Origin of the sequence: Corynebacterium ammoniagenes DSM 20306 (assembly GCF_001941425.1) — a bacterium.
Classification (GTDB): domain Bacteria; phylum Actinomycetota; class Actinomycetes; order Mycobacteriales; family Mycobacteriaceae; genus Corynebacterium; species Corynebacterium ammoniagenes.
The window spans coordinates 1,252,462-1,279,399 of the sequence record NZ_CP009244.1; the positions used below are offsets into that span (position 1 = coordinate 1,252,462).

A 26,938-nucleotide genomic window follows, 5' to 3' on the forward strand; every position below is an offset into this window, starting at 1 on the left:
TCCCCCAGCATAGCTATGCTGGGGGACATGACTTTTTCTTCTGCACAACGAAATCAATTAGCGCATCTCTTTTTAGAACTAGGTCCGGACGCTCCGACCCTGTGTGAGGGGTGGGAGACTAAAGACTTAGCCGCGCATTTATGGATCCGCGAAAATCGCCAGGATGCAGCAGGTGGAATGTTCATTCCACAGCTGGAGTCGCGTTTAGAAGATCTCACGGATCAAACTCTCGACCGTGACTTCGAAGATGTAGTCAATAGCTGGGCCGCGGGCCCGCCCCGGTGGCTCAAGCCTTTCGACGCGAAGATGAACACGATGGAAAACTTTATCCACCATGAAGATGTTCGCCGCGCCAATGGCATGACTGATCCGCAACCGCTGTCTCAGGCTGCACAAAAACAGCTTTATTCCTCCCTCAAGATGTTTGCGCCGATGAGTTTGAGGAAATCAAAGAGTCCAGTGGTTCTTCACCCGCGAGGTTTTGATCGAATCGTTGCGGCGGATAAACGGGGAGTAGCTCGCAGCGGCAGCGATGTCGTTCGCGTGAGCGGTGAAGTAGGAGAGTTGTTGATCTGGGTCTCCGGCCGAGATATCGCAGACGTAACCATCAATGGGGATGGCTCCAAAATCGCCCGTTAGATTTACGGGTTACTTTCCCGCAAAAATTAAGTAAGAAAATCCCGTCATTCTAGTGTGGCTAATGTGACGAGAGGTGCATCTGCGGCTAAAGTTACAGGTATGTCTGTCAAGAATACTTCTCGCTCGTCGCGCCGACCTCGCTCTAGCACCAAGAGTGCGAACCGGTCTCGGCCTGCTCAAGCGCGAAGTGCTTCCTCTAGTGAGACTAAATTGCAGGTAACACCAAGCGCTACCAACGCTCATCAGCGAACTGGTAGCGCTTTCGGTGCTGTCGGACGCGGACTTTCCAAGGCGGCGGGCGCTACTGCCCGTGGCCTGGGTAGCATGACGCGTTCACTAGGGGAGGGGATGGCAAGTCTGAAACCGGCTTCTGATGATGACGGCGGATATGACCGCGATCTTCATGACGATGATCAACTGAGAAATGAAAAGGAGTTTGACGACATTACCGATAAACCAGCGCCCCGCAAACGGCGCAAGTCGAGCGTAACTTCAAAAGCACGTCAAGAACCTGTCCAGGAAGAGCTTTCCTTGGACGACTTTGACGATGTCGAAGAAGAGGAGGATGTCCAAGACGCTGATGCGACGGGCTGGCGAGTAACCAATCCTGATGCCATCGGGCTTATCTTGCTCGGACTTGCTGCCATTGTGGGCGCTTCGGTATGGCTCGATATCGCGGGGCCGATTGGTGCTGCCTTAGCTCAAGGCATTCATTTGGTTATCGGCGCCGGCGCACTGGTGCTGCCCGTAGCGCTGATTGCCTTAGCTCTAGTCCTGATGCTTGACATTAGTACTCCGGAGCGTGGAATTCCGACGCGCGTGATAATCGGGACCACACTGATTATCGTCGCGATGCTTGGTTTAATTCACTTGTTCGCCGGAAACCCGGGCGCTTGGGCCGACCGTATCGCCGCGGGCGGTGCCGTAGGTGCGTGGACTGGTGGGCTGCTGGCAGCTGGCTTTTCTTCCTACGTAGCAGTCCCGCTGTTGGTCTTAGTCATCATCTACGGTGCACTCCGTGTCACCGGCATTACTGTGCGAGAAGCGTTTGACTTCATTAGCGCACGAATTAAGACCTTGATATCAGGAGAAGACGCGGCTGATGGCTTCGATGAAGAAGAAGACGATGACCTCTACGGTTCAGTAAGCAATGACATTGAGGATATTGAGCGCGGCCGAGCTAGCTCACGCCCTTCCCGAACGAGCCCACGGATTACGCCGCGGGTAAGCCCCCGTCCAGCCCCGCGCAGCCCCATGGATGCTTATCCTGCGGATGCGCCTGAGCCAGGCCGGTACCCAATCGATGAGGGGCCGTCAGAAAACGACACCCAGATCCTGCCGGCGATGAGCTCTGCACCAGAGCCGAAGTCTCCAAAACCTGCCGCAACGACACCTGCGGCTCCAGCGGCGCCGGAAACCCCGAAGCCCGAGCCCACGCAGGTGATCAAGAAGTCGAAGCCGGCTCCGGCAGCTCCTGCGGCAGAGGAAGGAAACGGCGATGTTGTCTCCTCGTCGCAAGACGCGATGCGTCAGGCGATCCTGGCTCGCTCTGGTGTGGATCCGGTAACGGGCAAGCCTTCAGCTGAGCCTGTTGCGCAAGAAGAAGATGCGGTCAGTGGTGAGTCCGGTGCTTTTGAAGCGCCGGACTATGAAATCCCAGAGACCAACCTGCTGACCCCAGGTGCGCCGTCGAAGGAGCGCACGGAGGTCAATGATCGAACGATTGAAGCAATTACTGATGTCTTTGCCGAGTTTAAGATCGACGCAGCCGTAACTGGCTTTAGCCGTGGTCCGACAGTTACTCGCTACGAAATCGAGTTGGGACCTGGCGTGAAGGTCTCGAAGATCACCAACCTGCAGTCCAACTTGGCGTATGCAGTTGCGACCGAGAACGTACGTCTGTTGACGCCGATTCCGGGCAAGTCCGCCGTGGGTATTGAGGTGCCTAACCCGGACCGTGAAATGGTTCGTCTTCGTGAGGTACTGGAGGCACCTGCCACCATTGCGGATCAGGACCCCATGCTCATTGGTTTGGGCAAAGACATCGAAGGTGAGTTCATCTCGGCATCGGTACAAAAGATGCCGCACTTGCTGGTCGCCGGCGCTACCGGTTCCGGTAAATCGGCATTTGTCAACTCCCTGCTGGTCTCTTTGCTGACTAGGGCTACTCCCGAAGATGTGCGCTTGATTCTGGTGGATCCGAAGATGGTGGAATTGACTCCTTATGAGGGCATTCCGCACTTGATCACTCCAATCATTACGCAGCCGAAGAAGGCTGCGGCTGCCTTGCAGTGGTTGGTAGAAGAGATGGAACAGCGCTACATGGACATGAAGTCTGCTCGTGTGCGCCACATCAAGGACTTCAACCGCAAGGTGCGTTCGGGTGAATTGACAGCACCTCCGGGCTCGCAGCGTGAGATGCGTCCATATCCGTTTATCGTCTGTGTCGTCGACGAGTTGGCGGACTTGATGATGACCGCACCGAAGGAAATCGAAGACTCCATCGTGCGCATCACACAAAAGGCTCGTGCGGCAGGTATCCACCTGGTTCTGGCCACGCAGCGTCCATCCGTGGATGTTGTGACTGGCTTGATCAAGACCAACGTTCCTTCCCGTCTGGCTTTTGCTACCTCCTCGTTGACCGACTCCCGAGTCATCTTGGACCAAGGTGGCGCGGAAAAGCTCATCGGTATGGGCGATGCTTTGTTCATCCCGCAGGGCGGACGCCCAGTGCGCGTGCAGGGTGCGTTCGTCGCCGATGAAGAAGTCCAGGCCGTGGTAGAAGCCGCCAAGGATCAAGCACAGCCGAACTACACCGAGGGCGTGACCGAGGAGAAGGCATCGGCGGCTAAGAAGGAAATCGATGATGATATCGGCAAGGACATGGATGACTTGCTCGAGGCAGTTGACCTCGTAGTCACCTCGCAGCTGGGCTCGACCTCCATGTTGCAGCGCAAGTTACGCATCGGTTTCGCCAAGGCTGGACGCCTTATGGACTTGATGGAATCTCGCGGTGTCGTGGGCCCATCCGAAGGCTCGAAGGCACGTGAGGTCCTGGTCAAACCCGAAGAACTAGAAACCATTGTTTGGATGATTAAGGGCGCCGACCCAGCGGAAGCTCCCAAGGAAGTTCAAGAAGAGATGGCTGCCGAGGCGGAAGCTAATGAGGCAGCAGCGACCGATGCATCGCCTAGCGATGACGGCGAGAGCCGCACCGTCCAAGCGACCTATAACCCAACCCCTGGTGCTTTTTAACTAGGTGGTTGTAGTCTCACCGAGCTCCATTTAATCGCGACCTAGTACCGGTCGTTGATTAGGTGGGGCTTTCGTGTAGGATATGAGACGTCTTGGAGGGGAGTACCCTATTAATCGGCACTGATCGTCAGCACGGAAGAACTGCTTTTATCCCCATGGATAAAGCGTAGATTCTCCCGGTCGTGTCGGCCCACTTCGGTGGGTGGGGGAGACCTCCGGTCAATTTTAGTTTTCATGAGACCGGAGGATTTACAATGGGTGTACCTATATGGATTTGGCTTTTAACCGGTGCGGTTATTGCCGGATTCTTCATTTTTGATTTCTATTCGCACGTTAAAACACCCCACGAACCAACCTTGAAAGAGTCAGGAACGTGGACTGCGTTTTACGTAGCCATCGCGCTGCTCTTCGGCCTGTTGGTCTGGGGTTTGTGGGACCAAGAGCACGCGCTGCAGTACTACACGGGTTATGTGACAGAAAAGGCGTTGTCGGTCGATAACCTCTTTGTCTTCGCCTTGATTATGGGTGCGTTTAAGATCCCGCGTAAGTACCAGCAAAAGGTGCTGTTGATCGGTATTGTTCTTGCGCTGATCTTCCGCCTGGTCTTTATTTTGCTGGGTGCAGCCGTCATCGCGGCGTGGTCCGATGTCTTCTACCTCTTCGCAATCTTCCTGCTCTTTACCGCTGTCAAGCTGGTTATTGATGAAATTCGAGACGCAGAAGAAACTGACCCTAATGACATGCTCATCATTAAGTGGCTACGCAAGGTCATTCACGTCACCCCGCGTTACCACAGCGATAAGCTGACTCACCGGGAAGAGTCAGGGCCTCAAAAGGGCAAGCTCGCGCTGACTCCGTTGTTCATCGCGCTGGTAGCTATCGGCTTGATTGACATCATGTTCGCGTTTGACTCGATCCCAGCGATCTACGGTATTACCTCGGAAGCATTCCTGGTATTTACCACCAACGCGTTTTCTCTCATGGGTCTGCGTCAGATGTACTTCTTGCTCGACGGCCTGTTGGACCGCCTCGTCTACTTGTCCTACGGTCTGGGCATCATCCTCGGATTCATTGGTGTCAAGCTGCTGCTTCATGCTCTGCATGAAAACAACCTGCCATTTATCAACGGTGGTGAGAACGTCTCCGTCCCTGAGGTAGGAACCGTTGCTTCCCTGTTGGTCATCGTTGGTGTACTTGTGATCACTGTCGTGGCGTCTGTCATCAAAAACAAGCGTGATGAATCCCAGGGTGGCATCCGCATCTCGCACAACCACTATGACTGGGATGATGAAGGCAACCGCATTGTTCGCGATAAGCAGGGCGAGCTTGTCGGTTACGCTTCCGAACTTCCAGAAAGCGAATTGCCGAACGGCAAATAGTCGGTGTGTGGCTAGGCTTTCACACTAAAAGTCGGGCACCAGCTCTACATCATGTAGTAGCTGGTGCCCGATTTTTCCTTGCTCGAGTGCCGAAATGGCGTCGGTGCTAGATTTCAAACGACGCGGTCACAGGTCCCCATTCACGGATATCGCGTTTGTTAACAATTTCTTCGATCCAATAGGGATCGCCGTCCATGATGGTGACAACATCGTCAACGGTGGTGTCCTCATCCAGCTTCAAGATGATGAGAGCGCCGCGCTTCGAGTCCGTAAAAGGACCCGAGCCCAGGATCTGTTCCTGGTTGTGCAAGGTTTCAATAAACTCACGGTGCTGAGGGCGAACCTCGTCGAGGCGCGGGTTGTTTGCGTTGTAATCGTAAATGACTGCGAAGTATTTCATTGGTCTGATTGTACGCAATTTTTAGGTCCATCTCGGTGGGATGAACCATGAAAAATACATGCACGGTATTATGTCTTGTGTGGCCACTTCAAAGGAAAGCGTGAACTCAAGCTTCGAATCACCGAAGCCTTCAAACTGGAACCTGCCCAATGTTCTGACCAGTTTGCGCATCTTATTTATCCCAATTTTCGTGTGGTTGGTGCTTGCTGGTTTTCAGTGGTGGGCTTTTGGTCTATTCGCCGTGTTAATGGCGACGGATAAATTAGACGGCGATATTGCGCGCGCACGCGGCCTCATCACCGACTTTGGCAAGATCGCAGATCCGATCGCCGACAAGGCGTTGATGACTGCTGCGTTGGTGTCGTTGAACATCGTTGGTGTGTTGCCGATTTGGATTACCGTTGTCATTTTGATTCGGGAATTCGGTATCACCTTGTGGCGGATGTGGATGTTGCGCAATGGCAAGGTCGTTCCGGCATCGAAAGGCGGCAAGCTCAAGACCGTCTTGCAATCGTTCGCAGTGGCAATGTACTTGTGCCCACTGCCAGGCTGGATGGATATTCCAACCTATGTTGTCATGCTCGTGGCTGTTGCCGTCACGGTGGTTACTGGCGTGCAATATTTGCTCGATGCGCGAAAGCATAACTAAGTGTTAGCCGCTGAGATTATCCGCGCGCTTGCACGCAAAGGCGAGACCGTGGCATTTTGTGAGTCGCTCACCGCGGGTTTGGCTAGTGCCACCGTCGCGGACGTCTCCGGCGCATCGACGGTGCTCCGTGGCGGCCTTATTACCTATGCCACCGATTTGAAAGTCGACTTAGCCAACGTTAGCCAGGAGCTTATCGATGCCCACGGGGTGGTCTCCGAAGAGGTTGCCGCAGCGATGGCGGCGGGCACACGAAAGGTTTGCCATTCCACGTGGGCGGTATCGCTAACGGGGGTTGCCGGGCCGGATTCGCAGGATGGACATCCCGCAGGCGAGGTCTTTATTGGTTGCGCTGGACCTGATGGGACGTTGGTTGTGCGCGCGGTCAATGACTCGTCGGTATCCGCGCACACCGGCGACGGGGGAGAGCGCATTCAGGTACTCAGCGGCGACCGCAATGCCATTCGTACGCAAGCGGTTGACTGTGCATTGGAATTATTATTAAAGCGCCTATGACCTCCATGAAGGTTAATTTTTAAAGACGCGGGAACAAATTGAAGTTGAGCACCGTTGTACCTAGTAATGAACACTACAACTGCACTCCTCGAAAAAACCACTGGATCCCAGGCGGCTTCGGCGTCGCACAGTGCTCGAGTTCGTCATCCCGAGCCACTGCTGCGTGAAGCACTGGGACTGACACTGCGTGCTTTCCGCGCTGATAAGGGCGTTACCTTGCGTGAGCTTGCTGCGAGCGCACATGTTTCCCCCGGCTACCTTTCAGAGCTGGAACGCGGCCGCAAGGAAGTCTCCTCGGAGATGCTTGCTGCGGTTTGCCACGCGCTGGAGGTGTCCGTATCGGATGTTTTGATTGAAGCCGCTGGCAACATGGCACTGCCGACCGTCAATGAAGAGCTGGCATCCACTGCACCTGCAGCATCAGAATTCTAGCGAGGGCACACCGCGCTAGAATCGGCCGCCGTAGCTCACTGGCTGCGTCTTGGTGGCCTTTGGGCATTTTGTGATGGAATTTTCAGGCGATTCACGCGGCACTAGGAGCGGGAGTTAGCTACCATTGTGCCTGTAGAAATCTAAGGTAGCTTTAGACTTAGTAGACTTTAGTAAAATTAGACAATCTGAATCTAGAAGATGTGAATGAAAGGCCTGGGACTATGGCTAACCCGTTTGTGAAGGCTTGGAACTACTTGATGGCGTTGTTCGACTCCAAAATTGAGGAGAACGCTGACCCTAAGGTACAAATCGAGCAGGCAATTCAAGACGCACAGCGTCAGCACCAGGAATTGTCCCAGCAGGCAGCAGCAGTTATCGGTAACCAGCGACAGCTGGAGATGCAGTTGAACCGCCGCCTTGGCGAAATTGAGAAGCTGCAGGGCAATACCCGCCAAGCTCTTGAATTGGCCGATAAGGCTCGCGCTGACGGCGATGAGAACAAGGCTGTCGAATACGAAAACGCCGCAGAAGCATTTGCAGCGCAGCTCGTGACTGCGGAGCAAGCAGTTGAAGACTCGAAGCGTCTGCACGACCAGGCACTGCAGCAAGCTGATCAGGCTAAGAAGGCCGTTGAGCGCAACGCCGGAACGCTTCGTGAGAAGGTTGCGGAACGTTCCAAGCTGCTCAGCCAGCTGGAGCAGGCCAAGATGCAGGAAAAGGTCTCGGACTCGCTGTCGAGCATGAATGACCTGACCAACACCTCGGGTCCATCCTTGGACTCGGTGCGCGATAAGATTGAGCGTCGCTACTCCAAGGCCTTGGGCCAGGCTGAGTTGGCTTCTAACTCGGTGGAAGGTCGCATGGCTGAGGTACAGCAGGCTGGCATCCAGATGGCTGGACACTCGCGTCTGGAGCAGATTCGCTCGGAGATGAACTCGAATAAGTCTGTAGAGTCTGGCTCTTCGGCCAATAATAAGTCGATTGAGTCTGGTGCTAATGATTCTGCGCCATCGGCTACTGATGACGCAGTACAGGCTCGCTTGCGCGAGCTACGCGGTGAGTAAGATTTAACTCGCTGAGAATAAAAGCGGTGGAGATTCCCAAGTAAGGGGATCTCCACCGCTTGTTGTTTTGCCAGGTGGCCTTTTGCCGGTTGGCTTAGTCGTCCATTCCGCGTGCTTGAAGTGCTTCGCCAATGGCGCGCGCACGGCGAATCGAACGGATCAACACGGGGGTTCCGAAAGCTGTAATGGAAAAGCCAGCGCCGCGGGCTTTCCGCGCATCGAGGACTTCGCCGACGGTGGCAAACATCAATGGGATCAGGCGAATGGTTAAAGACATGGCCAGCGTGATGTTATCGACCGGAACCCCGAAGCGTTTGAGAGGCGCTAGGGAAGTCTCTACCGATTCCATGATCTCATTGACAGTCGAGGTTAGCGTGAGCAAAAACGCAATGAGCATGGAGGCAAACAGCGTCAGAAACATCGTCAGCGCATAGTCAAAGTCACGTGCCCACCACTGAAAGGCTGCAAGGGGTACCAAAATGATTAATGGCGGCCACAGCTGAGAAAAGGCTACGCGCGGCGGAATGGACGCTACAACGTAGAATGCGGCGGCGACAGCGCACGCAATGAGCCCACGAGTTGGGGTGGTGGCCACCACGGAGGTCACAATGATGAAGATAATGATAAAGAGCAATTTCCAGCTGGCCGAAAGCTGGTGCAGGGGAGTGTCTTTATCGACATAGACCGCTAGAGGGATGTTTTTGGTTTTCATCGCACAGCTCGTTGTTCCATCAGCTCCGTGTAGAAACTGATTGTCTCGGCGGGCGCGCCGTCATATGCCACTGCGTGATTATCAATGCAGATCACGCGGTCGAAATCAGAGAGAAACTCCAAGTCATGAGTAACTACGATAACTTGTTGCTCGAGTGCTGCAAATTCGCGTCGAATGCGGTTGCGATTAATCAGATCCAACAAGGTGGTTGGTTCATCAGCCAAGATGAGGATCGGATCAATGACCAAGACCGCTGCCATCGCCAACATTTGCTTTTGGCCGCCGGAGAGCGTGTGCGGGGAATGGTCCGCCAGATCGCTGAGCTGGAAACGTTCAAGCGCGGCATCGACAAGCGCATTGCGTTGCTGCTTGGGCATTTTGAACCGGCGCAATGAAAAAGCCACGTCGTCACGTACATTAGGCATGACAATTTGGTTCTCCGCATCGGAGAAAATGAAGCCAATCTTCTTCCGTAGTTCTTTGCCGTGGTCGGAAACATCCAGACCGTCGACGCTCACGGTTCCTGACGTGGGTTCGCCGAGCCCATTAATCAACCTGGTCATCGTAGATTTTCCAGAGCCATTAGCGCCAATGATTCCAATCCGATGTTCTGTGAGATTCAGATTGATATCGCTGAGCACTGGAGTGTCATCAAAGGCGACGTCGACGTGTTCGAACTTGATGGTTGGCACTACACAGTCCTCTTTTTGCGTGCAATGAGGTCAGGGAATGCCGCGTGGACACCCAAGGCGATGATGATGGCGATAACAATCTTTGCGCTATCTGGGACAAGGAAAGGAATTTGCGCGGCAAATGCAGGGGCCAGCTCTAATCCGGAGCGGAGCATAAGACCAATGGAGCCGCATACGTATTGCACAGCCAAACCCGCGATGGCGGCGACAATGAGCGTTATGGCCATGCCACCCTTATTGCGCGGTGCACGGTAGGCAATAAGCCCTGCAACGGCTGGGGCCAGCACGTAGCCTACGATGTAGCCTGCTGTTGGTCCTGCCAAGGCACGAAGAGTTGTGCCGCCGCCCGCCAAAACTGGCAGCGCTAAGCCTAAAATGAGGAATAATAGACCGACGTACAGTCCACGGCGTCCTCCTAGCACGAGGCCCGCCAGGATGATTGCGGCATTTTGCATGACGATGGGCACGCCGGCCGCACCGACAGGGATCGATACGAACGCGAGGACAATGATGAGCGCGGTAAAGACCGCTACATAAGCCAGATCCGTCGCTAGGGAAGTTTTCTTCATGGAAAATACTGTAGAGCAAAGTTATTCACGCTGGCAAACCCTTATTTTGAACAGTGTTTAAGCTGGCGTTTTGTATCACTGCGCTATGATGACCCCCATGCGATTAACGGAGTTTGAGCAATTGCTGCAGGACGTTTTTGGATCCCCGCAGGGTAGGTGGATTGCACATTCGCATGTGGTGTCCACGCTGGGAGAAACTCCAGATGATCTAATCGAACGCGGATACGATTTGTCGCAGGTGTGGAAAGAGTTATGTGATGACTTTTCTGTCCCAGAAGACGAGCGATTGGGGATAGATCGACCCGGAAAGTAGGTCGGATCAAGGCGCGGGCAATTCGCGCGCAACTCGCCCTATTCGAATGTGCAATCGAATAAGAACGCGTGTAGAATTCGAACTGTCAAACGTGGCCGATAGTCTCGACGACGTAATAATCTTTAGTGCGGGAACTAATTGTTAGGCACTGAAGTCTAGAAACTACAGTGGGTATTTAAATAGAAAGCAGCACGCTGCTGTAACCGCTCACTCATGAATTTAACTTTAAGGAACGCACATGGCTGCAAAGAAGAAGTCAACGGCAACCAAGCCGGGTGAAGATCGCAAAAAGGCTCTCGACGCCGCAATGTCCATGATTGAAAAGGACTTCGGCAAGGGTGCTGTTATGCGCCTGGGTGAGGAAAACCGCCCGCCGATTCAGGCCATTTCTTCGGGCAACACTGCAATTGACATCGCTCTTGGTATTGGTGGCTTCCCGCGCGGTCGTGTGGTTGAGGTTTATGGTCCGGAATCTTCCGGTAAGACCACCGTGGCGCTTCACGCTATTGCCGAGGCTCAGAAAACTGGCGGCATCGCGGCCTTTATTGACGCCGAGCACGCCTTAGACCCTGAGTACGCACGTCTATTGGGTGTAGATACCGATAATCTGCTGGTATCGCAGCCTGATACCGGTGAACAAGCTCTAGAGATCGCGGACATGCTGGTGCGTTCTGGAGCTATCGACATTATTGTTATTGACTCGGTGGCAGCCCTTACTCCGAAGGCCGAAATTGAAGGTGAGATGGGTGACTCTCACGTGGGCCTTCAGGCACGTTTGATGTCCCAGGCGCTGCGTAAGATGACCGGTGCTTTGTACAACTCCGGCACCACGGCAATCTTTATTAACCAGCTGCGTGAAAAGATTGGCGTGATGTTCGGCTCGCCGGAGACCACCACTGGTGGTAAGGCGCTGAAGTTCTACGCGTCGGTACGCTGCGATATTCGCCGTATCCAAACGCTCAAGGATGGCCAGGACGCGATTGGTAACCGCACCCGCATTAAGATTGTGAAGAACAAAGTCTCTCCACCGTTTAAGATTGCGGAGTTTGACATCATGTACGGCGAGGGCATCTCCCGTGAGTCTTCCATCATCGACTTGGGCGTGGAGCACGGCTTTATCAAAAAGTCTGGCTCGTGGTTTACCTACGAAGGCGACCAGCTCGGTCAGGGTAAAGAAAAAGCTCGTAACTTCTTAAAGAACAGCCCTGAACTGGCCGATGAGATTGAGAAGAAGATCTTCCAGAAACTCGGTGTCGGTGAGTACGCGAAGACCTCAGGCGAAGAGGCTGCCATGGATGTGCCGGGCGCAGAAGACCCTTTGACCGATGATCCGGCAGGTTTTGTGCCCAACGTCGACTTTGATGACGAAGACGAAGAATAGAAACTATTAGTTTGCAATGAGTGCGCGGAATTCAGTCCCAGACTGGGTCCGCGCATTTTTTAGACCATGCATGGGATGAGAAGAAGGGGATTGTCAGTGACGGCGCAACAGCCGAGCGAGGAGAAGCTAGCAAAGCTTCGCCAGGCCTTAGAAGATTACGCTGAGGGAGCTGTACGCAATCCGCTCATTGACCATGAAGCGGAAGAAGCGAAAGCAGACGTGCGCGCGCGGGCGCTGCGGTTGCTGGATGAACGCGCACGCTCTCGGCATGAGCTACACGAGCGCCTGGTTAAGCTCGAGTTTGCTGAGCCCGTCATTGAGGATGTCCTGGATGACCTAACGGGTGTGGGGCTTATCAATGATGAAGCCTTCGCTACCGAGTGGGTGAGACAGCGGCACGCCCGCCGCGGTAAATCCGCCCGCGCGCTCAATCAGGAGCTTATTCGCAAGGGGATAGCGCCTGCCATCCGCGAGCAGGCGCTGGAGCAAATCGATGACGATGATGAAGAGGAAATGGCGTGGAAACTCGCTGTAAAAAAGGCGAAGTCCATTAAGCACGTACCGGAAGATCGGGCTGAGCGTGACAAGGCGTTACGCCGGATCGTTGGTGTACTTGCTCGACGGGGCTTCAACGGAGGAATGTCCCTCAACCTCGCACGCCGCGCTTTGGATGAGCGCTGCGAGGAGTTGGGGACAGCTTAAATAGTAGAAATTTTTACTCCGACGGGTTAGTGATTTCCTTATACCCAGGAGCGCGCCAGTCGACGTTGGCATTGTCTTTGGTATCAATGCCTTGATCTGGTTGTTCTGGCACCTTGGCAATAATATTTTTGCGAGCACGGCCAGCGCGTAGCTGGCGTTCAATGCGCTGTGCCAGGGTAGTAAGACCCCAGTTGATGAGCACCATAATGATGCCGACGATAACCAGGGACGCAAGGAAGTTCTGGTTGTACGATGCGGACTGGATACCAGAGCGCACGATTTCGACGTAGCCAATTTGGTAGCCCAGTGCGGAGTCTTTCAATGCAATGACCATCTGTGCAATCAACGCTGGCAACATGGAGGCAATTGCTTGCGGGAGAAGAACGCGGTACATCGTCAAGCGATGAGACAGACCAATAGCCTTGGCCGCTTCTGTTTGTCCCTTGGGCAAAGACCGGATGCCGGAGCGCAGGATCTCTGCAATCACTGAGCCGTTGTACAAGGTCAATGCCAAGACGACGGCGGAGAAGGCAAGTTGTTGCGAGGGGACGAGGTCGTAGACAGCGAAGAGCTGGTACGCGAAAATCATCAACAACAGCACGGGGATAGCGCGGAAGAATTCCACGATGACACCGCAGATCCATCGGACAATGCGATGTTCAGATAGGCGTCCTAGCCCTAGTACCACGCCGAAGATACACGCGAGGATGATGGAAGCAAATGCAGAAAAGAGCGTGCCGCGAAGACCAGGCAGCAAGTAGGTGGTCCAGGTTTGGCTCTGCAAAAATGGGGTCCACAATCGGCTTTCAAACTGGCCGTTGTTGTTAAGCGTCCATGCCACCCAAGCGATGACCGCGAGGAAAATCACGGCGGCAATGACGGAATAGATGCGGTTGTTTCGGCGCCCTTTGGGCCCGGGAGCATCGTAGAGAACAGTAGCGCGTACAGCCATTACTTCTTCACCGCCATTTTCTCAGAGAGTTTGCCTAAGCCAAGACCCATCGGCAACGTCAAGATGATGAAGCCAAGTGCGAAGACGAAGAAGATAATAAAGAGCTGATTCGCGTGGTTCTCAATCGTTGACTTCATCAGCAGGGATGCTTCAGCCACACCGATGGTCGAGGCAATCGTCGTATTCTTGGTCAACGCGATAAGCGTATTGCCCAGCGGAACAATGGCAGCGCGAACGGCCTGTGGGAAGACGATCTTTCTGAACATGTCGGAAAAGCTCAAGCCAATTGACCGGGCTGCTTCAGCTTGACCAAAATCCACGGTGTTGATGCCGGAGCGCAGGGACTCAGCAACGAACGCTGAGGTGTACAAGATAAAGCCCACGATGGCGAGGCGGAAGTTGTTGTCAGCCAAAAAGGTTGACGATTCGCGACTCGCCAGAGCCATACCCAGGTTCTGGTACAGACCAAAGGAACAGAACAAGACGATAAGCGTCAGGGGAGTATTACGGACCACGGAGATATAAAACGTGGATATAGACCGTAAAATCGCGACCGGTGAGACGCGCATGGCGGTGAGAATGGTTCCAAGAATGATTGCACCAATCGCCGACCAAAAAGTCAGTTGGATGGTTAGCCAAAACGCTGGCCATAAGCCAGGTAATAGCTGTTCCCACATGGCGTTCATAGTTCTCCTCGTATAGTTTGCAAGCACATAATGCGTATTGAGCGAGAAAAGCCCCGGCTATGTTGGAATCACGGGGCTTTTCTAGGCATTACGCGGCAGGATTATTCATCCAGGAAGGAAAGGTCACCTGGGGTGCCTTCGGTGATTGCTTCGCCTTCGCCCAAGTTGTCGGAAATGAACTGGTCGAACGAGCCATCATCGATCATTGCTTGTAACGCGGTGTTGATAGCGTCGGTGCCTTCCTCGTCATCCTTAGTCAAGCCGATGCCGTAGTACTCGTTAGTAAATGGCTCGCCATCTTGCTCGAGTTCTACAACGCGGAAGTTGCCAGGAGACTGTGCTGCATAACCGTTGAGGATGGTTGCGTCGGTGGTCATGGCATCAACGTTGCCCTGGCGCAGTGCCTCAGTACAGCTGGAGTAGGTGTCATATTCCTGCAGCTGGACGGTAGGAAGGGCTTCCTTGACCTTTTGTGCTGGGGTCGAACCGGTGACCGAGCACAAGATCTTGCCGTCCAAATCATCAAGACCAGAGATTTCATCATTGCCGTCTTGGAGCAACAAGGCCTGGTGGGTCAGCAGGTATGGCCCACCGAAGTTGACCGACTCTGAACGACCTGGGTTGATGGAGTAAGTAGCGGTGATCATGTCGACCTCACCGTTTTGGATGAGAGTTTCACGCTGTGCGGAAGGTGCCTCGCGCCAGTCGATGGAGGGCTCCTCCCAGCCATTTTCTTCCGCGATGGAGTTAACAACGTAGGTTGCAACATCAACATCAAGACCGGTCATGGATCCGTCGGGTTCGCGAAGTCCCAGACCAGGTTGGTCAAACTTGGTGCCCAGGGTGACATTGCCCGCCTCGATGGAGCCGAGTAGACCTTCGGAGTCGCCTCCGCCGGAGTCGCCACAAGCGGCAAGGAGGCTGCCCGAAATAGCTACGGAGCCGATGATCGCTGCGATACGAGTAATAGAACGTGACATGGTTTTCTCCTTATGTGAAAGATAGGGAAGTTGTTACAGGGTTAGTGAGAAAGAATCTTGCCCAAGAAGTCTTTGGCACGGTCAGACTGTGGGTTATCAAAGAAGTTTGCCGGATCCGAGTCCTCGACAATTTCTCCGTCCGCCATAAATAAAATCCGGTCTGCAGCACGCCGAGCAAAACCCATCTCGTGTGTTACGACGACCATGGTCATTCCGTCCTTGACGAGGGAAGCCATAACATCAAGGACTTCATTGACCATTTCTGGGTCAAGCGCTGAAGTAGGCTCGTCGAAAAGCATGATTTTGGGTTCCATGGCGAGTGCACGCGCAATGACCACGCGCTGTTGTTGACCGCCCGAAAGCTGTGCGGGATATTTTGAAGCCTGGTTGCCAATACCCACGCGATCGAGAAGCTGCATTGCACGCTCTTCGGCTGCGGACTTTTTCAGCTTGCGCACCTTGATGGGGCCCAAGGTGACGTTGTCTAAAATTGTCAGGTGTGGAAACAGGTTGAACTGCTGGAAAACCATTCCGACATCGGCGCGCAGCTTTGCTAGCTGGTTGCCTTCTTCTGGGAGGATGGTTCCATCAATTTCAATGGTTCCTTCTTCAATTGTTTCAAGTCTGTTGATGGTTCGGCAGAGCGTTGACTTACCGGATCCAGACGGACCAAGAACTACCACGACTTCGCCGTGCGCAACCTCTAAGTCAATATCTTTGAGCGCTTGGAAGTCATCGAAGAACTTCTGCACGCCGCTCATGCGAATCATCGGAGTGTCTGTCACTTCACTTTCTCCCTTCGCGTGTGTTTTGCAGCATAGTGAGAATCGTAGGCGGTAATCTTCGCAAGGAAGGCTTAGTTTAAGTAACAAATTGATAAACTTCGCAACTATTGCAAATATTTCCGCCGTGCGATTTGCCGATATCGCAGGTTGCGGCGTATACAGTATTGTTTCGCATGCAAAGCCAATATTTGTGAATGTCTTTGGGTAAATATGCAAAATAGCCCCCAATAGTGCCCCCGTTTTGCCCTGTTCGCTCACCGCAGGTGTCGACGCGCTAGTGTGTCGTCGGTGGTTAGGCACTGGTGCAAAAGGCCACTACAATGACCACACGTGGAAACCAAGCGCGAAAACCCCAATGAAAACCCTGTGGCCTTAAGCAACGCGGCAACTGCTGTTGCCGAAGAACAACCTCGTACCTACGAGGTTCGTACTTTTGGCTGTCAGATGAATGTTCATGACTCCGAGCGAATTTCCGGCCTTTTGGAAGAGGCTGGCTATATCGCCGCGGAGCAGGAGGCTGAGCCGGATCTCGTGGTCTTTAACACGTGTGCTGTCCGTGAAAATGCGGATAAGCGCCTTTATGGCTCGCTCGGTGCGTTGAAGAAGGTTAAAGAAAATCACCCGGGAATGCAGATTGCTGTTGGTGGTTGCTTAGCGCAAAAAGATAAAGACACCGTTGTTTCCAATGCACCGTGGGTAGATGCAGTATTTGGTACTCATAATATGGCAGCGCTTCCAACCCTGTTGGAACGCGCACGCCACAATGAGAAGGCCCAGGTAGAAATCGTTGACTCGCTGGAGGCGTTTCCTTCTGTACTGCCTGCGAAGCGTGAGTCCTCCTACGCAGGTTGGGTCTCTATTTCCGTGGGCTGCAACAACACATGTACTTTCTGCATCGTTCCTTCCCTGCGCGGTAAGGAAGAAGACCGTCGTCCCGGCGATATCTTGGCCGAGGTGCAAGCATTGGTTGACCAGGGTGTTACCGAAGTGACCCTGTTGGGACAAAACGTGAACTCTTATGGCGTGAATTTTGCGGATCCTGATTTGCCGCGCGATAAATTCGCCTTTTCCAAGCTCCTTCGTGCCGTTGGCGCGATTGAAGGATTAGAGCGTTTGCGGTTTACTTCCCCGCACCCTGCGGAATTTACCTCTGATGTCATTGACGCGATGGCTGAGACTCCCGCGGTCTGCCCACAGCTGCACATGCCGCTGCAGTCTGGATCCGACAAAGTACTCAAGAATATGCGCCGGTCTTACCGCACGAAGAAGTTCATGCGCATTGTGGATGAAGTACGTGAGAAGATGCCGCATGCTGCTATCACCACGGATATCATCGTCGGTTTCCCAGGAGAGACCGAGGAAGATTTCCAAGGCACCATGGATATCGTGCGGCGTGCACGTTTTAGCGCCGCATACACCTTCCAGTACTCACCACGGCCTGGCACTCCCGCTGCCACCATGGACGAGCAGGTGCCAAAGCACGTCGTGCAGGAGCGTTTCGAGCGGTTGATTAAGCTGCAAGATGAGATTGCGGCGGAAGAAAATGCCAAGCTGATCGGCACGGACGTGGAGCTTTTGGTGCAAGCTGAAGGCCGCAAAAATAATGAAAAGCACCGCCTTAGTGGTCGTGCCCGTGATGGCCGTTTGGTGCACTTTGCACCGGTCGCTAACGGCGAAGACATCTCTGAGCAGATCCGTCCTGGCGATATCGTGCACACGACCATTACGGATGCCGGTTCCTTCTTCTTGATCGCTGATGAAGGAGTGGCGTCGCACCGTCGCACAAAAGCCGGTGATATGTCGGCGTTGGGTCAGACCCCAACAACTCAGCCCATTGGCGTTGGTTTGGGATTGCCCAAGATTGGCAAGCCAGCCGAGCAGCCCGCGTCGTCGCCAGCGTGTGGCATCTAAAGTGGCGAATGTACAACAACGAGTAGGCTAGGTAACTGTGTCTAAGCAGCAAGAAAACCCCATCCAAGCAGAGCGTAGAATTGCTCGAACCATGGACTTGCGAAACCAAGTCATTCCGCTCACCATTGCGGTTGCGTTCTACCTCGCATGGCTCATTTTGCCGCATTCGGCAGGGATTCATGGTTTTGAAATCATTACTTTCTCCGCCGAAGCTCGCGAGAAAATGTCCATCGCAGAGTTTATCTTTGCTATTTTGGCCACGTTTGGCGTGGGTATTTGTACAACGCTGACGCTTATTACCCGCCGCGCGCTTTTCGGCTTAGTCGGTTGGATGTTGGTGACCGTCGGTCTTGCCTACTCGCTGTTTATGGTGTGGATGCGCGGCTCACGCGCTGATGGCGCGGAAATTGGTTTGTGGTGCGGCATCATTGCCGTTGCGATTGCAACCGTGTCCTTTTCCTTAGTTGCATTACGCCGCAGTCCTGAGCAGATCGAGGCGGCAGAAAATGCGCGCCAGGCTGCATCCCAGCTAGATACGGTTGGCCAGGCCCAGATGGATATTCGTCGAGAAGCGGCGCCAGAGGTTAACCCATTGCTTGTCGATGACCGCAGGGAGCGAGCAGCACGGCGCCACCGCGGCAACCAAGCAAATAGAAACCAACGTCCTGAGGCTTAAGCGAGCTACGGGCTGGCTAAGCCTTTAACTCCCAAGCCTCAGATTGGGAGATTCCAGTGGCCCCAAGGCCATCAAAGATGTGGTTCATCGCGGTATCATCCACCCCGATGGAGGCATAAGCTCGTTGTACATCGGGCCAGTGTTCGCGCAGTTTCGTCAAGGCAAATAGCTTGATTCTGGTAGCAAGTTGCTGCTGCCGCCATTCGCGGGCCGTGACCGTGACGGTCCACTCGGCGACTTCTGGATCAGAGCCGGCATGGCGGCCTAGTTCTGTTAACGCCACGACGGTCTGCCTCGAATCATCGACGAGCGCTACCATGAGCGTATGCGCATTACGCGAGCGCAGCCGGCCGTGCGCCTCCGCCAGGCGGGTGCGGTTCCACTGAATTGGTTCCACGCTGAGATCGCCCGTGAGGGAATCTTCGGAGGCGATAGTCAGCAAGCGGATGACATCGTCCAGAAAGTCTTCGGGGATGTCATAGTCCAGCCATGCGTGTGCGCTAAAACCTGCAGGAATGAGCACAGTCGCTGGGTATTCAGGCACGTGGACTTTGACTTGGCGCTCCGCGTGTTTGATATTAAACCCTGCCGCACGATAAGCAGCGCTGAAAGGATCCGCGTCAGCAGGCGTCCCGTCAGCGTGTAATGAACTAGCCTGCAGGGTGCTACGACCCATCTTCTGTGCCAAATCTAATCCGTGATTAACGAGCGTGGTAGCAACGTGCTGGGCATCGTCGTCCAGCGGTTGGCCCGGAAGCGGGAGAAAGTTGACGTCGAGGACGAAGTCTAAGTCAGCTGTGTCTTTTTCTTCCAGCAATGGCACGCTGATGTGGATAAATCCGGCGTAGTCATAGTCGGGGCACTCACCGGTGGATGGGATATAGGGCACGCCCAAAGGAGAGACTTCACCGAGCGGTTGAGTGCCTTCAACTAGGGCGAAGATATGGGTGGTTGATTCATTCGAGCCGCGGAGTCGGTGAACGACGCGTTCGGGGGAGGCTGAGGCAGCAGGATCACCACTGGCTTCCTGCGCATACAAATTAGCCATAAACGCAAAAGTGCGTACGGCATCAGAGGGCGTAGGAATAAATCCCTCCGGGCTCGCTGCAGTCGCAGCAGAAGAACCGGAGGGAAATTGTGGTGGCGCAAACTGCACGAGATGCAGGTTATCCACGGTTAGTTAACTTCTTCTTAGCTTTCTACTGCAGCTTCAGCAGTCTTTGCCCACTCAGCCCACTGGGCAGCCTGGGCACGCAGTTCTTCTGCCGTTGCGGTCTTGCCTTTGGCTTCAGCGGCTTCAGCTTGCGCGGTAAACTCGTCAACCTTTGCCTTGAATTGGTCAACGCGGGCTTGTACTTCTGGATCGGTGCGGCGCCAATTGGACTCTTCTGCATCAGCGACGCGCTTTTCCAAAGCGCCAATCTTGTCTTCATACTGGCGGATCTGTTCGCGTGGCACGAACCCAATGGCTTCCCACTTTTCTTGCAGCTCACGCAGCTTCGCCTTGGCAGCGTCGACGTTTTCGCCGGATCAATCTGCGGGTCGTATTCCGCGATGAGCGCATCTTTCGCGCGTGCGTTTTCCGCAAACTCTTGGTCGCGTTGGCTATTGACAGCATCGCGTTCGGCAAAGAAGTAGTCTTGGGCGCCACGGAACGCTGCCCAGAGTTGGTCATCAACCTCGCGTGGTGCTCGGCCGGCAGCTTTCCACTCCTTCATCAAATCACGGTAGGCACGCGCAGTTGGACCCCAATCCGTGGATGTCTTTAGAGCTTCGGCGCGCTCGACCAGTTCTTCCTTCTTCTTGCGTGCTGCAGCGCGTCCACGGTCAAGTTCTGCGAAGTGCGCACCGCGGCGACGGTTGAAGGCATCACGGGCGCGCGAGTAACGCTTCCACAGGCCATCATCGGTCTTGCGGTCGATGCCTTTAATCTTCTTCCACTCATTGAGGATTTCCCGAATGCGGTCGCCGGCTGCCTTCCACTCCGTGGAGTTTTCCGCGATCTCTTCAGCTTCTGCCGCAAGTTTTTCCTTGGCAGCGATAGCTTCCTCGCGTCGACGTGCTTTATCCGCGGCAGCTTGTTCACCCGCTTTAACGGAGTGTTCTTGGATGGCATCTAAACGTTTTTCCAACGCCGCTAAATCGCCCACGACAGCTGCCGTGGGAACCGTGGCTTTGAGATCCGCCGCGGTTTGTTTAATGGACTCCGCTTCGTCTGGGTGTGCTTTGAGGCGTGCTTCCAAAAGTTCTACCTCGGTGGCCAGGTCGTCGTAGCGTGCACCAAAGTGCGCCAGGCCTTCTTCTGCGGTGCCTGCCTGCCAGCTACCTACCTCGCGCTCCCCATCGGCAGTGGTGACAAAGACCGTGCCATTGTCATCAATTCGACCCCATTTGCTCGGGTCGGATTGCGGAGGTTTATTCATCGTAACCACCGCCGGCGCAGTTGGTGCTGCCGGGGACTTAGCGCCTGGGCGCGGGCCCGGCTTCGGCATATTGGCAGGGGAGGGGGTAGAGGTAGCCATGAGATGAACTCCGTCCTTACTTGAAAGGCTGTGCCGCGCGTCACGGCTGCCGAGAAATTAAATAACGAACGCCCACTTTTAAGGTACGCACGTGTCTTGTTACACAATAGCGCGATTTGGGCATCATTGTCAGGGGTTAAAGTCACGAATGTCTGTGAGCGGGCTTAGGATAGAACACACAATGAACAATGTCGTCTTCATCCCCGGTTCGCCGGCGCTTATTCCGGAGCTTTCACCTCATGATGTGCCATCGCGGCGGTTGCTTGATGCAGCAGTGGAGCTGATTGCACAGCTTCATCAGCAACATCCTCGAGCAATCCATGTGGTCTCATCGCAGGATAAGCGTTGGTACACCGCGCACGCCGGTAGCTTTCGCGCGTGGGGTGCGCCGCAGGTACAGCTGGGGCAGGGCCATTTCCTCGGTGAGCTCATTAGCCGCTATATCCTGCACGCAGCGGGAGTACCAGCAGCGGATATCGTCGAATGCCGCAGCGAGATTGGTGAAATAGATGCGGACGCTTTGACCATCGTGGTTCTCGATGGCAGCGCAGGGTTAACGCCGCGTGCACCGTTGGCTTTGCTGGAGACAGCAGCGCAAGCAGATCAGTGGTGTCAGCAGGTCCTTCGCGGCCAAGCGGAGCAGGTCGATGCACAAAAACTTGTCGATGCCGGGGTGATCGAACCCGAACTGTGGCTGGAAGTGGCACACCACAAGCCCGAGAAGGCGGAGCTTATAGATTCTGATGCATCGCTTGGGGTTGGTCGGTACATTGCAGCTTGGAAGGTATAAAAGCGTGGACGAAGAAAAACTCAGGCCCATCGTGGTTGTCGGGCCCACTGCGTCTGGCAAGTCAGCATTGTCCTTGCAGCTTGCGCACCACTTCGATGGCGAAGTGGTCAACTGTGACTCTATGCAGCTGTATCGCGGTATGGATATTGGCACCGCCAAGCTAACCGTGGAGGAACGCGAAGGCATTCCGCATCATCAGTTGGATGTGTGGGATATAACTGAGACGGCCTCGGTTGCTCGCTACCAAGACGATGCCGTGCGCGATGTAGAAGAAATTATGTCGCGTGGGAAACGCCCGATCATCGTCGGCGGTTCCATGATGTATGTGCAGTCATTAGTAGACGCGTGGGCATTTCCACCTACTGATCCAGATGTGCGCGCGAAGTATGAAGCGGAGCTTAACGAGCTTGGCGTCCAAGCAATGCACGCCAAGTTGGCTGAGGTGGACCCGCAGGCAGCTTCGATTATCGAAGACAATGACCCGCGTCGTACGGTGCGCGCCCTAGAAGTCATTGAACTGACGGGAAAGCCGTTTCAAGCTAGCCAGCCACCGAAGAATGCGCCACCGCGCTGGAATGCGCAATTGCTGGGGCTAGAAACCAACGCCGATTGGCTCAATCCCCGCATCGAACTGCGCACTAATCTCATGTTCGAACAAGGCTTGGTGGGCGAAGTCGAAGCCTTGCTGGACCAGGGCTTGGTCCGAGACTCTACGGCAGGTCGTGCCATCGGCTATGCCCAAGTGTTGCAAGCGATGGCAGGCGAGCTGGAGTGGGATGAGGCAGTCGAGAAAACCATTATCGGGACTCGGCGTTATGTGCGTCGCCAGCGTTCGTGGTTTCACCGCGATAAGCGCATCCAGTGGTTAGATGCTACGGCACCGACCCTGCCACAGGCATCGCAGATGCTGGAAGTTATAGAATAGACACTATGGCTAATATCTCCACTGCATCGCTACCATTTGCCAAAGGTCATGGCACGGAAAATGATTTCATCATCGTCAATGACCCAGAAGGCAAGATTTCGCTCGACGCTGACCGCGTGGCGGCATTATGTGATCGCCGAGCGGGTATCGGTGCCGATGGTTTGCTGCGCGTAATCCGTGCGCAAGCACTCGTGGACAATGGCGAGATTGATGAGCTCGCTGAAGGTATTGCTGGCGATGACTGGTTTATGGACTACCGCAATGCGGATGGCTCCATTGCCGAGATGTGTGGCAACGGCACTCGCGTCTTCGCCCACTGGGTAGTGGCGCAAGGACTCGTGTCGGTACCACCTCGGGGCGCGGCCGGTAAGGGAATATCTTTTACCGTGGGAACTCGCGCGGGAGCGAAGCCAGTTACCGTGCACGCCTGCGACTCTCGTCGTGCAGATGTCAGCGTAGAGATGGGCGTACCCGAGGTCATGGGATTGTCAACCGCTCAGATGGCCGGGTTCTTTTATGCGGGACTTGGCGTGGATATGGGAAATCCTCACCTTGCTGCCACCATTCCAGGCCTGGATGCAGAAGCTTTGGCTGAGCTGGTGTTGGAACAACCAGTGTATGACGCCGAATTTTTCCCACACGGGCTTAACGTTGAAGTCGTTACTCCACTGAAAGACGGCGAAGTGAATATGCGCGTTTTTGAACGCGGAGTGGGAGAGACCCGCTCGTGTGGTACGGGTACCGTTGCAGCAGCTGTATCAGCGTTGGCAGATGCGGGCGCAGTGACTGGTTCCGTCACGGTGAACGTCCCAGGTGGACAAGTACAGGTTGAAGTACGTGAAGACGGCTCAACCTTGCGTGGTCCTTCTGAAATTGTGGCTACTGGCTTGGCTGCTATTTAAGCAGAAACGAGGGATTAATAATCCCCGCGGGAGTTAGGATCGTATTTCGGTCCTAGCGCCAGCGCGGCACGCCGAGCTTCCAGCCAGGACTCTTTAAGCTCAAAGGAGCGCTGATCCGTCACCGTCAACAGCTGTTCGAGCTCGTTGGTTTCCATGCTTGGGCTTGCCAGACGGGCCTCTAAGCGGCGAAGGAAGCGTTTAGCGGTAGACAGCTGATAGTGGAATTTTTCCACGGCTGGGTCTTGGCATTCGGGGTCTAGCAAGGCAGGGCGGTGCAAGGTGCGATCCGCAATTGCCTCGGCCTCTGGCGAGTGAGCGAAGTGTTCAAATTCTTCGGCCACATCCTCGATGTCATCGGCAGATAGCGAGATAGAGGAACGCAGGGTCTTTTGCTCAGAGGCATCGGGCCGTGAATACAGCATAAACAATGCGAGCGGCAAAATAATCAGGCAGATAAGAAGGCCGGTGAGACGAAGAGAACTGAGCACAACGAAAACAGCGACCATAATGGCGATTACGCCAAAAATGGTGCGCTGACGTGCTGTTAATCCGCTCGGGCGCCACTGCATGATAATTAGTGCCCGCCGCAGCCACCTGAACCGCAAGCACAACCGCCGCCGGAGCCACAGCCACCGGACATAGGAGTGAGAACAGTTGCGGTCATCAGGGCGGTACCAGCAAGGACAGTATCCTTGGCTGGCAGATCACCGAATGATTCAGGAAGGCACAGGTCGAACGGGAATGCACCGTCGAGTACTAGGTGCATGAACCGCTTGCCACTGAGTTGGTTGTGGCGCCATCCAGATTCCAAAACGCGGGCCGCAAAGCGAGCGCCCGGGGTCGGGGCAGCGCCACCGTTGCCGGAGTTGATTACTTCCGCACCCTCGGACTCAAAGAGTGCTGGGTAGGCACCTTCTGCTTCTTCGAAAGCCGCCACGGAGTCATAAGACTTCACCGCAAGTCCCATCGCAGTGATACCTACTTGCTGCCACTGCTGTTCTTCCACCTCAGCCAAAAGCGGGCCTTGGGCAAGGTTGGCCGTGATTTCCGCAATGGTGTCTCCGGTTGGGGTGATGATGTTCATATAGCTCAAAACATCATTGACCATGGAGACATGCGCGAAAGCTTGGGTAATACCTTCGAAGCCAATGTAGGTCGAAAATGGTTCCACAGCGAGGATGTTCAGCTGCGCACCGGAAGCGTCTGCGAACTGAACCAGCTGGCCACCACGGACTTCACCAGTCACGGTGAGCTGGTTGGTGGCAATAGCTGCTTCCACAACGTCTTGCCATTGCTCAGAATCGAAACCGAGCGCAAGCATTTCTGAGTGGGTCTGGGCGGTAGTCATGGATTTGATTCTAGTCCCTAATGTGCGTTAGTGAAAATGTGTCGAAGACATTTACGGACTTTTACCAGTAACTCCTAGCCAATAGCACGGGTTTCATGCGATACTGGGAGGACAATGACAGATTTTTCAAACCGATTTGATAGTGATAAAGAACGCGACGAGCTTTTGGCGCGTGCTTTTTCAGAAAATACCCCGCAGCCCCTTTCTGGTGAGCGCGAAGAAGAAGATTTTACCGTTGGCGAGCTAGAGCTCGCAGAACGTAATGCTGTCCGCCAGGCGACGAGACGAACTGAGATTCGCCACGAAGACGCGGATGATGTTTATGAAGTTGAATACCGCAAGCTGCGCCTTGAACAGGTTATTTTGGTCGGTGTCTGGACCGAAGGCACCATCGCAGAAGTAGAAGCCGCCATGGCGGAACTTGCTGCCTTGACGGAAACTGCTGGCGCAGAAATCGTCGACATGCTCTACCAAAAGCGCGAAAAGCCTGACGCCGGTACCTTTATCGGCTCTGGCAAGGTCAAAGAGCTCAAACAGATCATCGAGTCCACGGGAGCAGATACCGTCATTTGTGACGGTGAACTTACCCCTGGTCAGCTCAACGCGCTGGAAAGGGAACTCAACACCAAGGTCATTGACCGCACCATGTTGGTGTTGGACATCTTTGCTCAACACGCGAAGTCAAAAGAAGGTAAAGCTCAGGTTGCGCTCGCGCAGCTGGAATACCTGTACACCCATACCCGTGGTTGGGGTGGCAACCTGTCACGCCAGGCCGGTGGCCGTGCCGGTTCAAACGGTGGCGTTGGTCTGCGCGGACCTGGTGAGACCAAAATTGAGTCGGATCGACGCCGGATCCGCTCGGAAATGTCGCGTTTGCGCAAGGAATTAAAAGGCATGCAGACCGCGCGTGACGTTAAGCGCGCTGGACGGCAGCGCTCCACGGTGCCGCAGATTGCTATCGCTGGCTATACCAACGCCGGCAAGTCCTCTTTGATTAATGCGCTCACAGGTGCGGGCGTATTGGTTGAGGATGCACTTTTTGCGACCTTGGATCCCACCACGCGTAAGGCAGAACTGGGCGATGGACGCCACGTGGTGCTGACTGACACCGTAGGTTTTGTGCGCCATCTTCCCACCCAGCTGGTGGAAGCTTTTAAGTCCACGTTGGAAGAAGTCTTTAATGCGGACTTAATGCTGCACGTCGTGGATGGCGCAGATCCATTCCCGTTGAAGCAGATCGAAGCCGTCAACAAAGTAATCTATGACATCGCGAAGGAAACAGGGGAGACCCCGCCACCAGAAATCATCGTGGTCAACAAGATTGACGCGGCTGATGATTTGGCCCTTGCGGAGATTCGCCACGTTTTAGACCGTGAGAATGTCGTCTACGTATCGGCCGCTACCGGCGAAGGCATTAGCGAGTTAACTACCCGAATTGAGCTCTTTTTAAATTCGCTCGATTCTCACGTGCAGCTCTTGGTGCCTTTTACCCGCGGCGATGTTATCGCCCGCGTCCATGACTTGGGCACCGTGCTGGAAGAGTCTTATCTGGCAGCTGGAACCTTCGTCGATGTGCGCTTGCCGGCGCAGGTTGCTGGTGAGGTAGAAGAATTCATTGTCGATGAAGAAGAACTGAAGAATCTTCATGACGACGACCCCACGTCCACGGACTCAAAGCGCAGCGCTTCTTAAACGTCTTTGGTTCCTTCCGGGGTTGCTGAGGCATTTATTTAGGTGAAATTGCCGGCATACGCAATAATA

27 protein-coding genes and 1 pseudogene are annotated in these 26,938 nt (G+C 54.5%); 16 read left to right on the top strand and 12 right to left on the bottom strand.

Annotated features, from left to right (window positions below; all coding sequences use genetic code 11):
• Positions 1 to 27 precede the first annotated feature (27 nt).
• The 3 genes from CAMM_RS05745 (at position 28) to CAMM_RS05755 (ending at position 5,273) form a co-directional block, all read left to right on the top strand.
• Positions 28 to 639: a TIGR03085 family metal-binding protein gene (locus CAMM_RS05745; RefSeq protein ID WP_232051043.1), complete on the top strand. Its 612-nt coding sequence runs from the start codon at positions 28 to 30 to the stop codon at positions 637 to 639.
• 63 nt (positions 640 to 702) lie between these two features.
• Positions 703 to 3,894 carry an FtsK/SpoIIIE family DNA translocase gene (locus tag CAMM_RS05750; protein WP_415270371.1) on the top strand — a complete coding sequence of 1,064 codons (3,192 nt, stop codon included), beginning with the start codon at positions 703 to 705 and terminating at the stop codon, positions 3,892 to 3,894.
• 254 nt (positions 3,895 to 4,148) lie between these two features.
• Entirely contained in the window at positions 4,149 to 5,273 is a 1,125-nt protein-coding gene (locus tag CAMM_RS05755; protein ID WP_003845461.1) for a TerC family protein, read from the top strand.
• Positions 5,274 to 5,379: 106 nt separating this feature from the next.
• Here the strand turns inward: CAMM_RS05755 and CAMM_RS05760 are convergent, their stop codons facing one another.
• Entirely contained in the window at positions 5,380 to 5,673 is a 294-nt protein-coding gene (locus CAMM_RS05760; RefSeq protein ID WP_003845463.1) for a YciI family protein, read from the bottom strand.
• A 70-nt stretch (positions 5,674 to 5,743) separates the two neighbouring features.
• Between CAMM_RS05760 and pgsA the strand changes: the two genes are divergently transcribed.
• From pgsA to CAMM_RS05780, 4 genes are all read left to right on the top strand, one after another.
• Positions 5,744 to 6,322, top strand: a complete 579-nt coding sequence (gene pgsA / locus CAMM_RS05765) for a CDP-diacylglycerol--glycerol-3-phosphate 3-phosphatidyltransferase (protein WP_050759787.1) — start codon at positions 5,744 to 5,746, stop codon at positions 6,320 to 6,322.
• On the top strand, positions 6,323 to 6,835 hold the full coding sequence (locus CAMM_RS05770) for a CinA family protein (protein ID WP_003845467.1): 513 nt from the start codon (positions 6,323 to 6,325) through the stop codon (positions 6,833 to 6,835).
• Positions 6,836 to 6,901: 66 nt separating this feature from the next.
• Positions 6,902 to 7,267: a helix-turn-helix domain-containing protein gene (locus CAMM_RS05775; RefSeq protein WP_003845469.1), complete on the top strand. Its 366-nt coding sequence runs from the start codon at positions 6,902 to 6,904 to the stop codon at positions 7,265 to 7,267.
• Positions 7,268 to 7,488: 221 nt separating this feature from the next.
• A complete protein-coding gene (locus CAMM_RS05780) occupies positions 7,489 to 8,331 on the top strand; it encodes a PspA/IM30 family protein (RefSeq protein ID WP_003845472.1) in 843 nt (280 codons plus the stop codon).
• Between the two features lie 94 nt (positions 8,332 to 8,425).
• On the opposite strand, the gene CAMM_RS05785 is transcribed toward CAMM_RS05780, so the two are convergent.
• From CAMM_RS05785 to CAMM_RS05795, 3 genes are read right to left on the bottom strand one after another with little or no spacing between them, the layout of a single operon-like run.
• Positions 8,426 to 9,043 carry an energy-coupling factor transporter transmembrane component T family protein gene (locus CAMM_RS05785; RefSeq protein ID WP_003845474.1) on the bottom strand — a complete coding sequence of 206 codons (618 nt, stop codon included), beginning with the start codon at positions 9,041 to 9,043 and terminating at the stop codon, positions 8,426 to 8,428.
• The gene (locus CAMM_RS05790) at positions 9,040 to 9,735 is read right to left on the bottom strand and encodes an energy-coupling factor ABC transporter ATP-binding protein (protein ID WP_003845476.1); all 696 of its coding nucleotides are present in this window, start codon (positions 9,733 to 9,735) and stop codon (positions 9,040 to 9,042) included. Before CAMM_RS05790 ends, CAMM_RS05785 begins: the two co-directional genes overlap by 4 nt.
• Positions 9,735 to 10,304, bottom strand: coding sequence for a biotin transporter BioY (locus CAMM_RS05795; protein ID WP_003845479.1), 570 nt, complete (start codon positions 10,302 to 10,304; stop codon positions 9,735 to 9,737). The genes CAMM_RS05790 and CAMM_RS05795 overlap by 1 nt, the downstream gene beginning before the upstream one ends.
• A gap of 97 nt (positions 10,305 to 10,401) precedes the next feature.
• On the opposite strand from CAMM_RS05795, the gene CAMM_RS05800 reads away from it, so the two are divergent.
• The 3 genes from CAMM_RS05800 (at position 10,402) to recX (ending at position 12,700) form a co-directional block, all read left to right on the top strand.
• Positions 10,402 to 10,617 carry a DUF3046 domain-containing protein gene (locus CAMM_RS05800; RefSeq protein WP_075761582.1) on the top strand — a complete coding sequence of 72 codons (216 nt, stop codon included), beginning with the start codon at positions 10,402 to 10,404 and terminating at the stop codon, positions 10,615 to 10,617.
• A 238-nt stretch (positions 10,618 to 10,855) separates the two neighbouring features.
• Complete coding sequence (gene recA / locus CAMM_RS05805) at positions 10,856 to 11,998, top strand: recombinase RecA (RefSeq protein WP_003845483.1); 1,143 nt, start codon at positions 10,856 to 10,858, stop codon at positions 11,996 to 11,998.
• A 66-nt stretch (positions 11,999 to 12,064) separates the two neighbouring features.
• A complete protein-coding gene (gene recX, locus CAMM_RS05810) occupies positions 12,065 to 12,700 on the top strand; it encodes a recombination regulator RecX (RefSeq protein WP_003845485.1) in 636 nt (211 codons plus the stop codon).
• A 13-nt stretch (positions 12,701 to 12,713) separates the two neighbouring features.
• On the opposite strand, the gene CAMM_RS05815 is transcribed toward recX, so the two are convergent.
• The 4 genes from CAMM_RS05815 to gluA form a co-directional block, all read right to left on the bottom strand.
• Positions 12,714 to 13,652, bottom strand: a complete 939-nt coding sequence (locus tag CAMM_RS05815) for an amino acid ABC transporter permease (RefSeq protein WP_003845487.1) — start codon at positions 13,650 to 13,652, stop codon at positions 12,714 to 12,716.
• On the bottom strand, positions 13,652 to 14,338 hold the full coding sequence (locus CAMM_RS05820; protein WP_003845488.1) for an amino acid ABC transporter permease: 687 nt from the start codon (positions 14,336 to 14,338) through the stop codon (positions 13,652 to 13,654). The genes CAMM_RS05815 and CAMM_RS05820 overlap by 1 nt, the downstream gene beginning before the upstream one ends.
• Positions 14,339 to 14,439: 101 nt before the next feature.
• Complete coding sequence (locus tag CAMM_RS05825) at positions 14,440 to 15,318, bottom strand: glutamate ABC transporter substrate-binding protein (RefSeq protein ID WP_003845490.1); 879 nt, start codon at positions 15,316 to 15,318, stop codon at positions 14,440 to 14,442.
• 41 nt (positions 15,319 to 15,359) lie between these two features.
• A complete protein-coding gene (gluA, locus tag CAMM_RS05830) occupies positions 15,360 to 16,088 on the bottom strand; it encodes a glutamate ABC transporter ATP-binding protein GluA (RefSeq protein WP_040354393.1) in 729 nt (242 codons plus the stop codon).
• A 381-nt stretch (positions 16,089 to 16,469) separates the two neighbouring features.
• On the opposite strand from gluA, the gene miaB reads away from it, so the two are divergent.
• Together miaB and CAMM_RS05840 are read left to right on the top strand one after the other, a co-directional pair.
• Positions 16,470 to 18,014 carry a tRNA (N6-isopentenyl adenosine(37)-C2)-methylthiotransferase MiaB gene (miaB, locus tag CAMM_RS05835; protein ID WP_050759788.1) on the top strand — a complete coding sequence of 515 codons (1,545 nt, stop codon included), beginning with the start codon at positions 16,470 to 16,472 and terminating at the stop codon, positions 18,012 to 18,014.
• 37 nt (positions 18,015 to 18,051) lie between these two features.
• Positions 18,052 to 18,690, top strand: coding sequence for an Rv2732c family membrane protein (locus CAMM_RS05840; RefSeq protein WP_040354399.1), 639 nt, complete (start codon positions 18,052 to 18,054; stop codon positions 18,688 to 18,690).
• Between the two features lie 16 nt (positions 18,691 to 18,706).
• On the opposite strand, the gene CAMM_RS05845 is transcribed toward CAMM_RS05840, so the two are convergent.
• Positions 18,707 to 19,864 (bottom strand): GNAT family acetyltransferase, encoded by a 1,158-nt coding sequence (locus CAMM_RS05845; RefSeq protein WP_171974887.1) that lies wholly within the window; start codon positions 19,862 to 19,864, stop codon positions 18,707 to 18,709.
• Between the two features lie 17 nt (positions 19,865 to 19,881).
• Positions 19,882 to 21,212: pseudogene (locus CAMM_RS05850) on the bottom strand (DUF349 domain-containing protein).
• Between the two features lie 181 nt (positions 21,213 to 21,393).
• Between CAMM_RS05850 and CAMM_RS05855 the strand changes: the two are divergent.
• Genes CAMM_RS05855 through dapF form a run of 3 tightly spaced genes read left to right on the top strand, consistent with a single transcriptional unit; the run spans position 21,394 to position 23,829 of the window.
• The gene (locus tag CAMM_RS05855; RefSeq protein ID WP_040354401.1) at positions 21,394 to 22,002 is read left to right on the top strand and encodes a hypothetical protein; all 609 of its coding nucleotides are present in this window, start codon (positions 21,394 to 21,396) and stop codon (positions 22,000 to 22,002) included.
• Positions 21,956 to 22,927, top strand: coding sequence for a tRNA (adenosine(37)-N6)-dimethylallyltransferase MiaA (gene miaA / locus CAMM_RS05860; RefSeq protein WP_050759778.1), 972 nt, complete (start codon positions 21,956 to 21,958; stop codon positions 22,925 to 22,927). The genes CAMM_RS05855 and miaA overlap by 47 nt, the downstream gene beginning before the upstream one ends.
• A 5-nt stretch (positions 22,928 to 22,932) precedes the next feature.
• Positions 22,933 to 23,829 carry a diaminopimelate epimerase gene (gene dapF, locus CAMM_RS05865; RefSeq protein ID WP_003845506.1) on the top strand — a complete coding sequence of 299 codons (897 nt, stop codon included), beginning with the start codon at positions 22,933 to 22,935 and terminating at the stop codon, positions 23,827 to 23,829.
• A gap of 14 nt (positions 23,830 to 23,843) precedes the next feature.
• Here dapF and CAMM_RS05870 read toward each other — a convergent pair whose 3' ends face one another.
• Together CAMM_RS05870 and CAMM_RS05875 are read right to left on the bottom strand one after the other, a co-directional pair.
• Entirely contained in the window at positions 23,844 to 24,398 is a 555-nt protein-coding gene (locus CAMM_RS05870) for a hypothetical protein (protein ID WP_003845508.1), read from the bottom strand.
• A 5-nt stretch (positions 24,399 to 24,403) separates the two neighbouring features.
• The gene (locus CAMM_RS05875; RefSeq protein ID WP_003845510.1) at positions 24,404 to 25,177 is read right to left on the bottom strand and encodes a hypothetical protein; all 774 of its coding nucleotides are present in this window, start codon (positions 25,175 to 25,177) and stop codon (positions 24,404 to 24,406) included.
• Between the two features lie 114 nt (positions 25,178 to 25,291).
• On the opposite strand from CAMM_RS05875, the gene hflX reads away from it, so the two are divergent.
• Positions 25,292 to 26,869, top strand: a complete 1,578-nt coding sequence (gene hflX / locus CAMM_RS05880; RefSeq protein ID WP_003845511.1) for a GTPase HflX — start codon at positions 25,292 to 25,294, stop codon at positions 26,867 to 26,869.
• Positions 26,870 to 26,938: the final 69 nt, after the last annotated feature.

Bases quoted from the DNA above. Each gene is read 5' to 3' on its own strand.
- CAMM_RS05745 (WP_232051043.1), top strand. From the start codon at position 28: ATGACTTTTTCTTCTGCACAACGAAATCAATTAGCGCATCTCTTTTTA.
- CAMM_RS05755 (WP_003845461.1), top strand. From the start codon at position 4,149: ATGGGTGTACCTATATGGATTTGGCTTTTAACCGGTGCGGTTATTGCC.
- CAMM_RS05760 (WP_003845463.1), bottom strand. From the start codon at position 5,673: ATGAAATACTTCGCAGTCATTTACGATTACAACGCAAACAACCCGCGC.
- pgsA (WP_050759787.1), top strand. From the start codon at position 5,744: ATGTCTTGTGTGGCCACTTCAAAGGAAAGCGTGAACTCAAGCTTCGAA.
- CAMM_RS05775 (WP_003845469.1), top strand. From the start codon at position 6,902: ATGAACACTACAACTGCACTCCTCGAAAAAACCACTGGATCCCAGGCG.
- CAMM_RS05780 (WP_003845472.1), top strand. From the start codon at position 7,489: ATGGCTAACCCGTTTGTGAAGGCTTGGAACTACTTGATGGCGTTGTTC.
- CAMM_RS05785 (WP_003845474.1), bottom strand. From the start codon at position 9,043: ATGAAAACCAAAAACATCCCTCTAGCGGTCTATGTCGATAAAGACACT.
- CAMM_RS05795 (WP_003845479.1), bottom strand. From the start codon at position 10,304: ATGAAGAAAACTTCCCTAGCGACGGATCTGGCTTATGTAGCGGTCTTT.
- CAMM_RS05800 (WP_075761582.1), top strand. From the start codon at position 10,402: ATGCGATTAACGGAGTTTGAGCAATTGCTGCAGGACGTTTTTGGATCC.
- recA (WP_003845483.1), top strand. From the start codon at position 10,856: ATGGCTGCAAAGAAGAAGTCAACGGCAACCAAGCCGGGTGAAGATCGC.
- recX (WP_003845485.1), top strand. From the start codon at position 12,065: ATGCATGGGATGAGAAGAAGGGGATTGTCAGTGACGGCGCAACAGCCG.
- CAMM_RS05815 (WP_003845487.1), bottom strand. From the start codon at position 13,652: ATGGCTGTACGCGCTACTGTTCTCTACGATGCTCCCGGGCCCAAAGGG.
- CAMM_RS05820 (WP_003845488.1), bottom strand. From the start codon at position 14,338: ATGAACGCCATGTGGGAACAGCTATTACCTGGCTTATGGCCAGCGTTT.
- CAMM_RS05825 (WP_003845490.1), bottom strand. From the start codon at position 15,318: ATGTCACGTTCTATTACTCGTATCGCAGCGATCATCGGCTCCGTAGCT.
- gluA (WP_040354393.1), bottom strand. From the start codon at position 16,088: ATGATTCGCATGAGCGGCGTGCAGAAGTTCTTCGATGACTTCCAAGCG.
- CAMM_RS05855 (WP_040354401.1), top strand. From the start codon at position 21,394: ATGAACAATGTCGTCTTCATCCCCGGTTCGCCGGCGCTTATTCCGGAG.
- miaA (WP_050759778.1), top strand. From the start codon at position 21,956: ATGCATCGCTTGGGGTTGGTCGGTACATTGCAGCTTGGAAGGTATAAA.
- dapF (WP_003845506.1), top strand. From the start codon at position 22,933: ATGGCTAATATCTCCACTGCATCGCTACCATTTGCCAAAGGTCATGGC.
- CAMM_RS05870 (WP_003845508.1), bottom strand. From the start codon at position 24,398: ATGCAGTGGCGCCCGAGCGGATTAACAGCACGTCAGCGCACCATTTTT.
- CAMM_RS05875 (WP_003845510.1), bottom strand. From the start codon at position 25,177: ATGACTACCGCCCAGACCCACTCAGAAATGCTTGCGCTCGGTTTCGAT.
- hflX (WP_003845511.1), top strand. From the start codon at position 25,292: ATGACAGATTTTTCAAACCGATTTGATAGTGATAAAGAACGCGACGAG.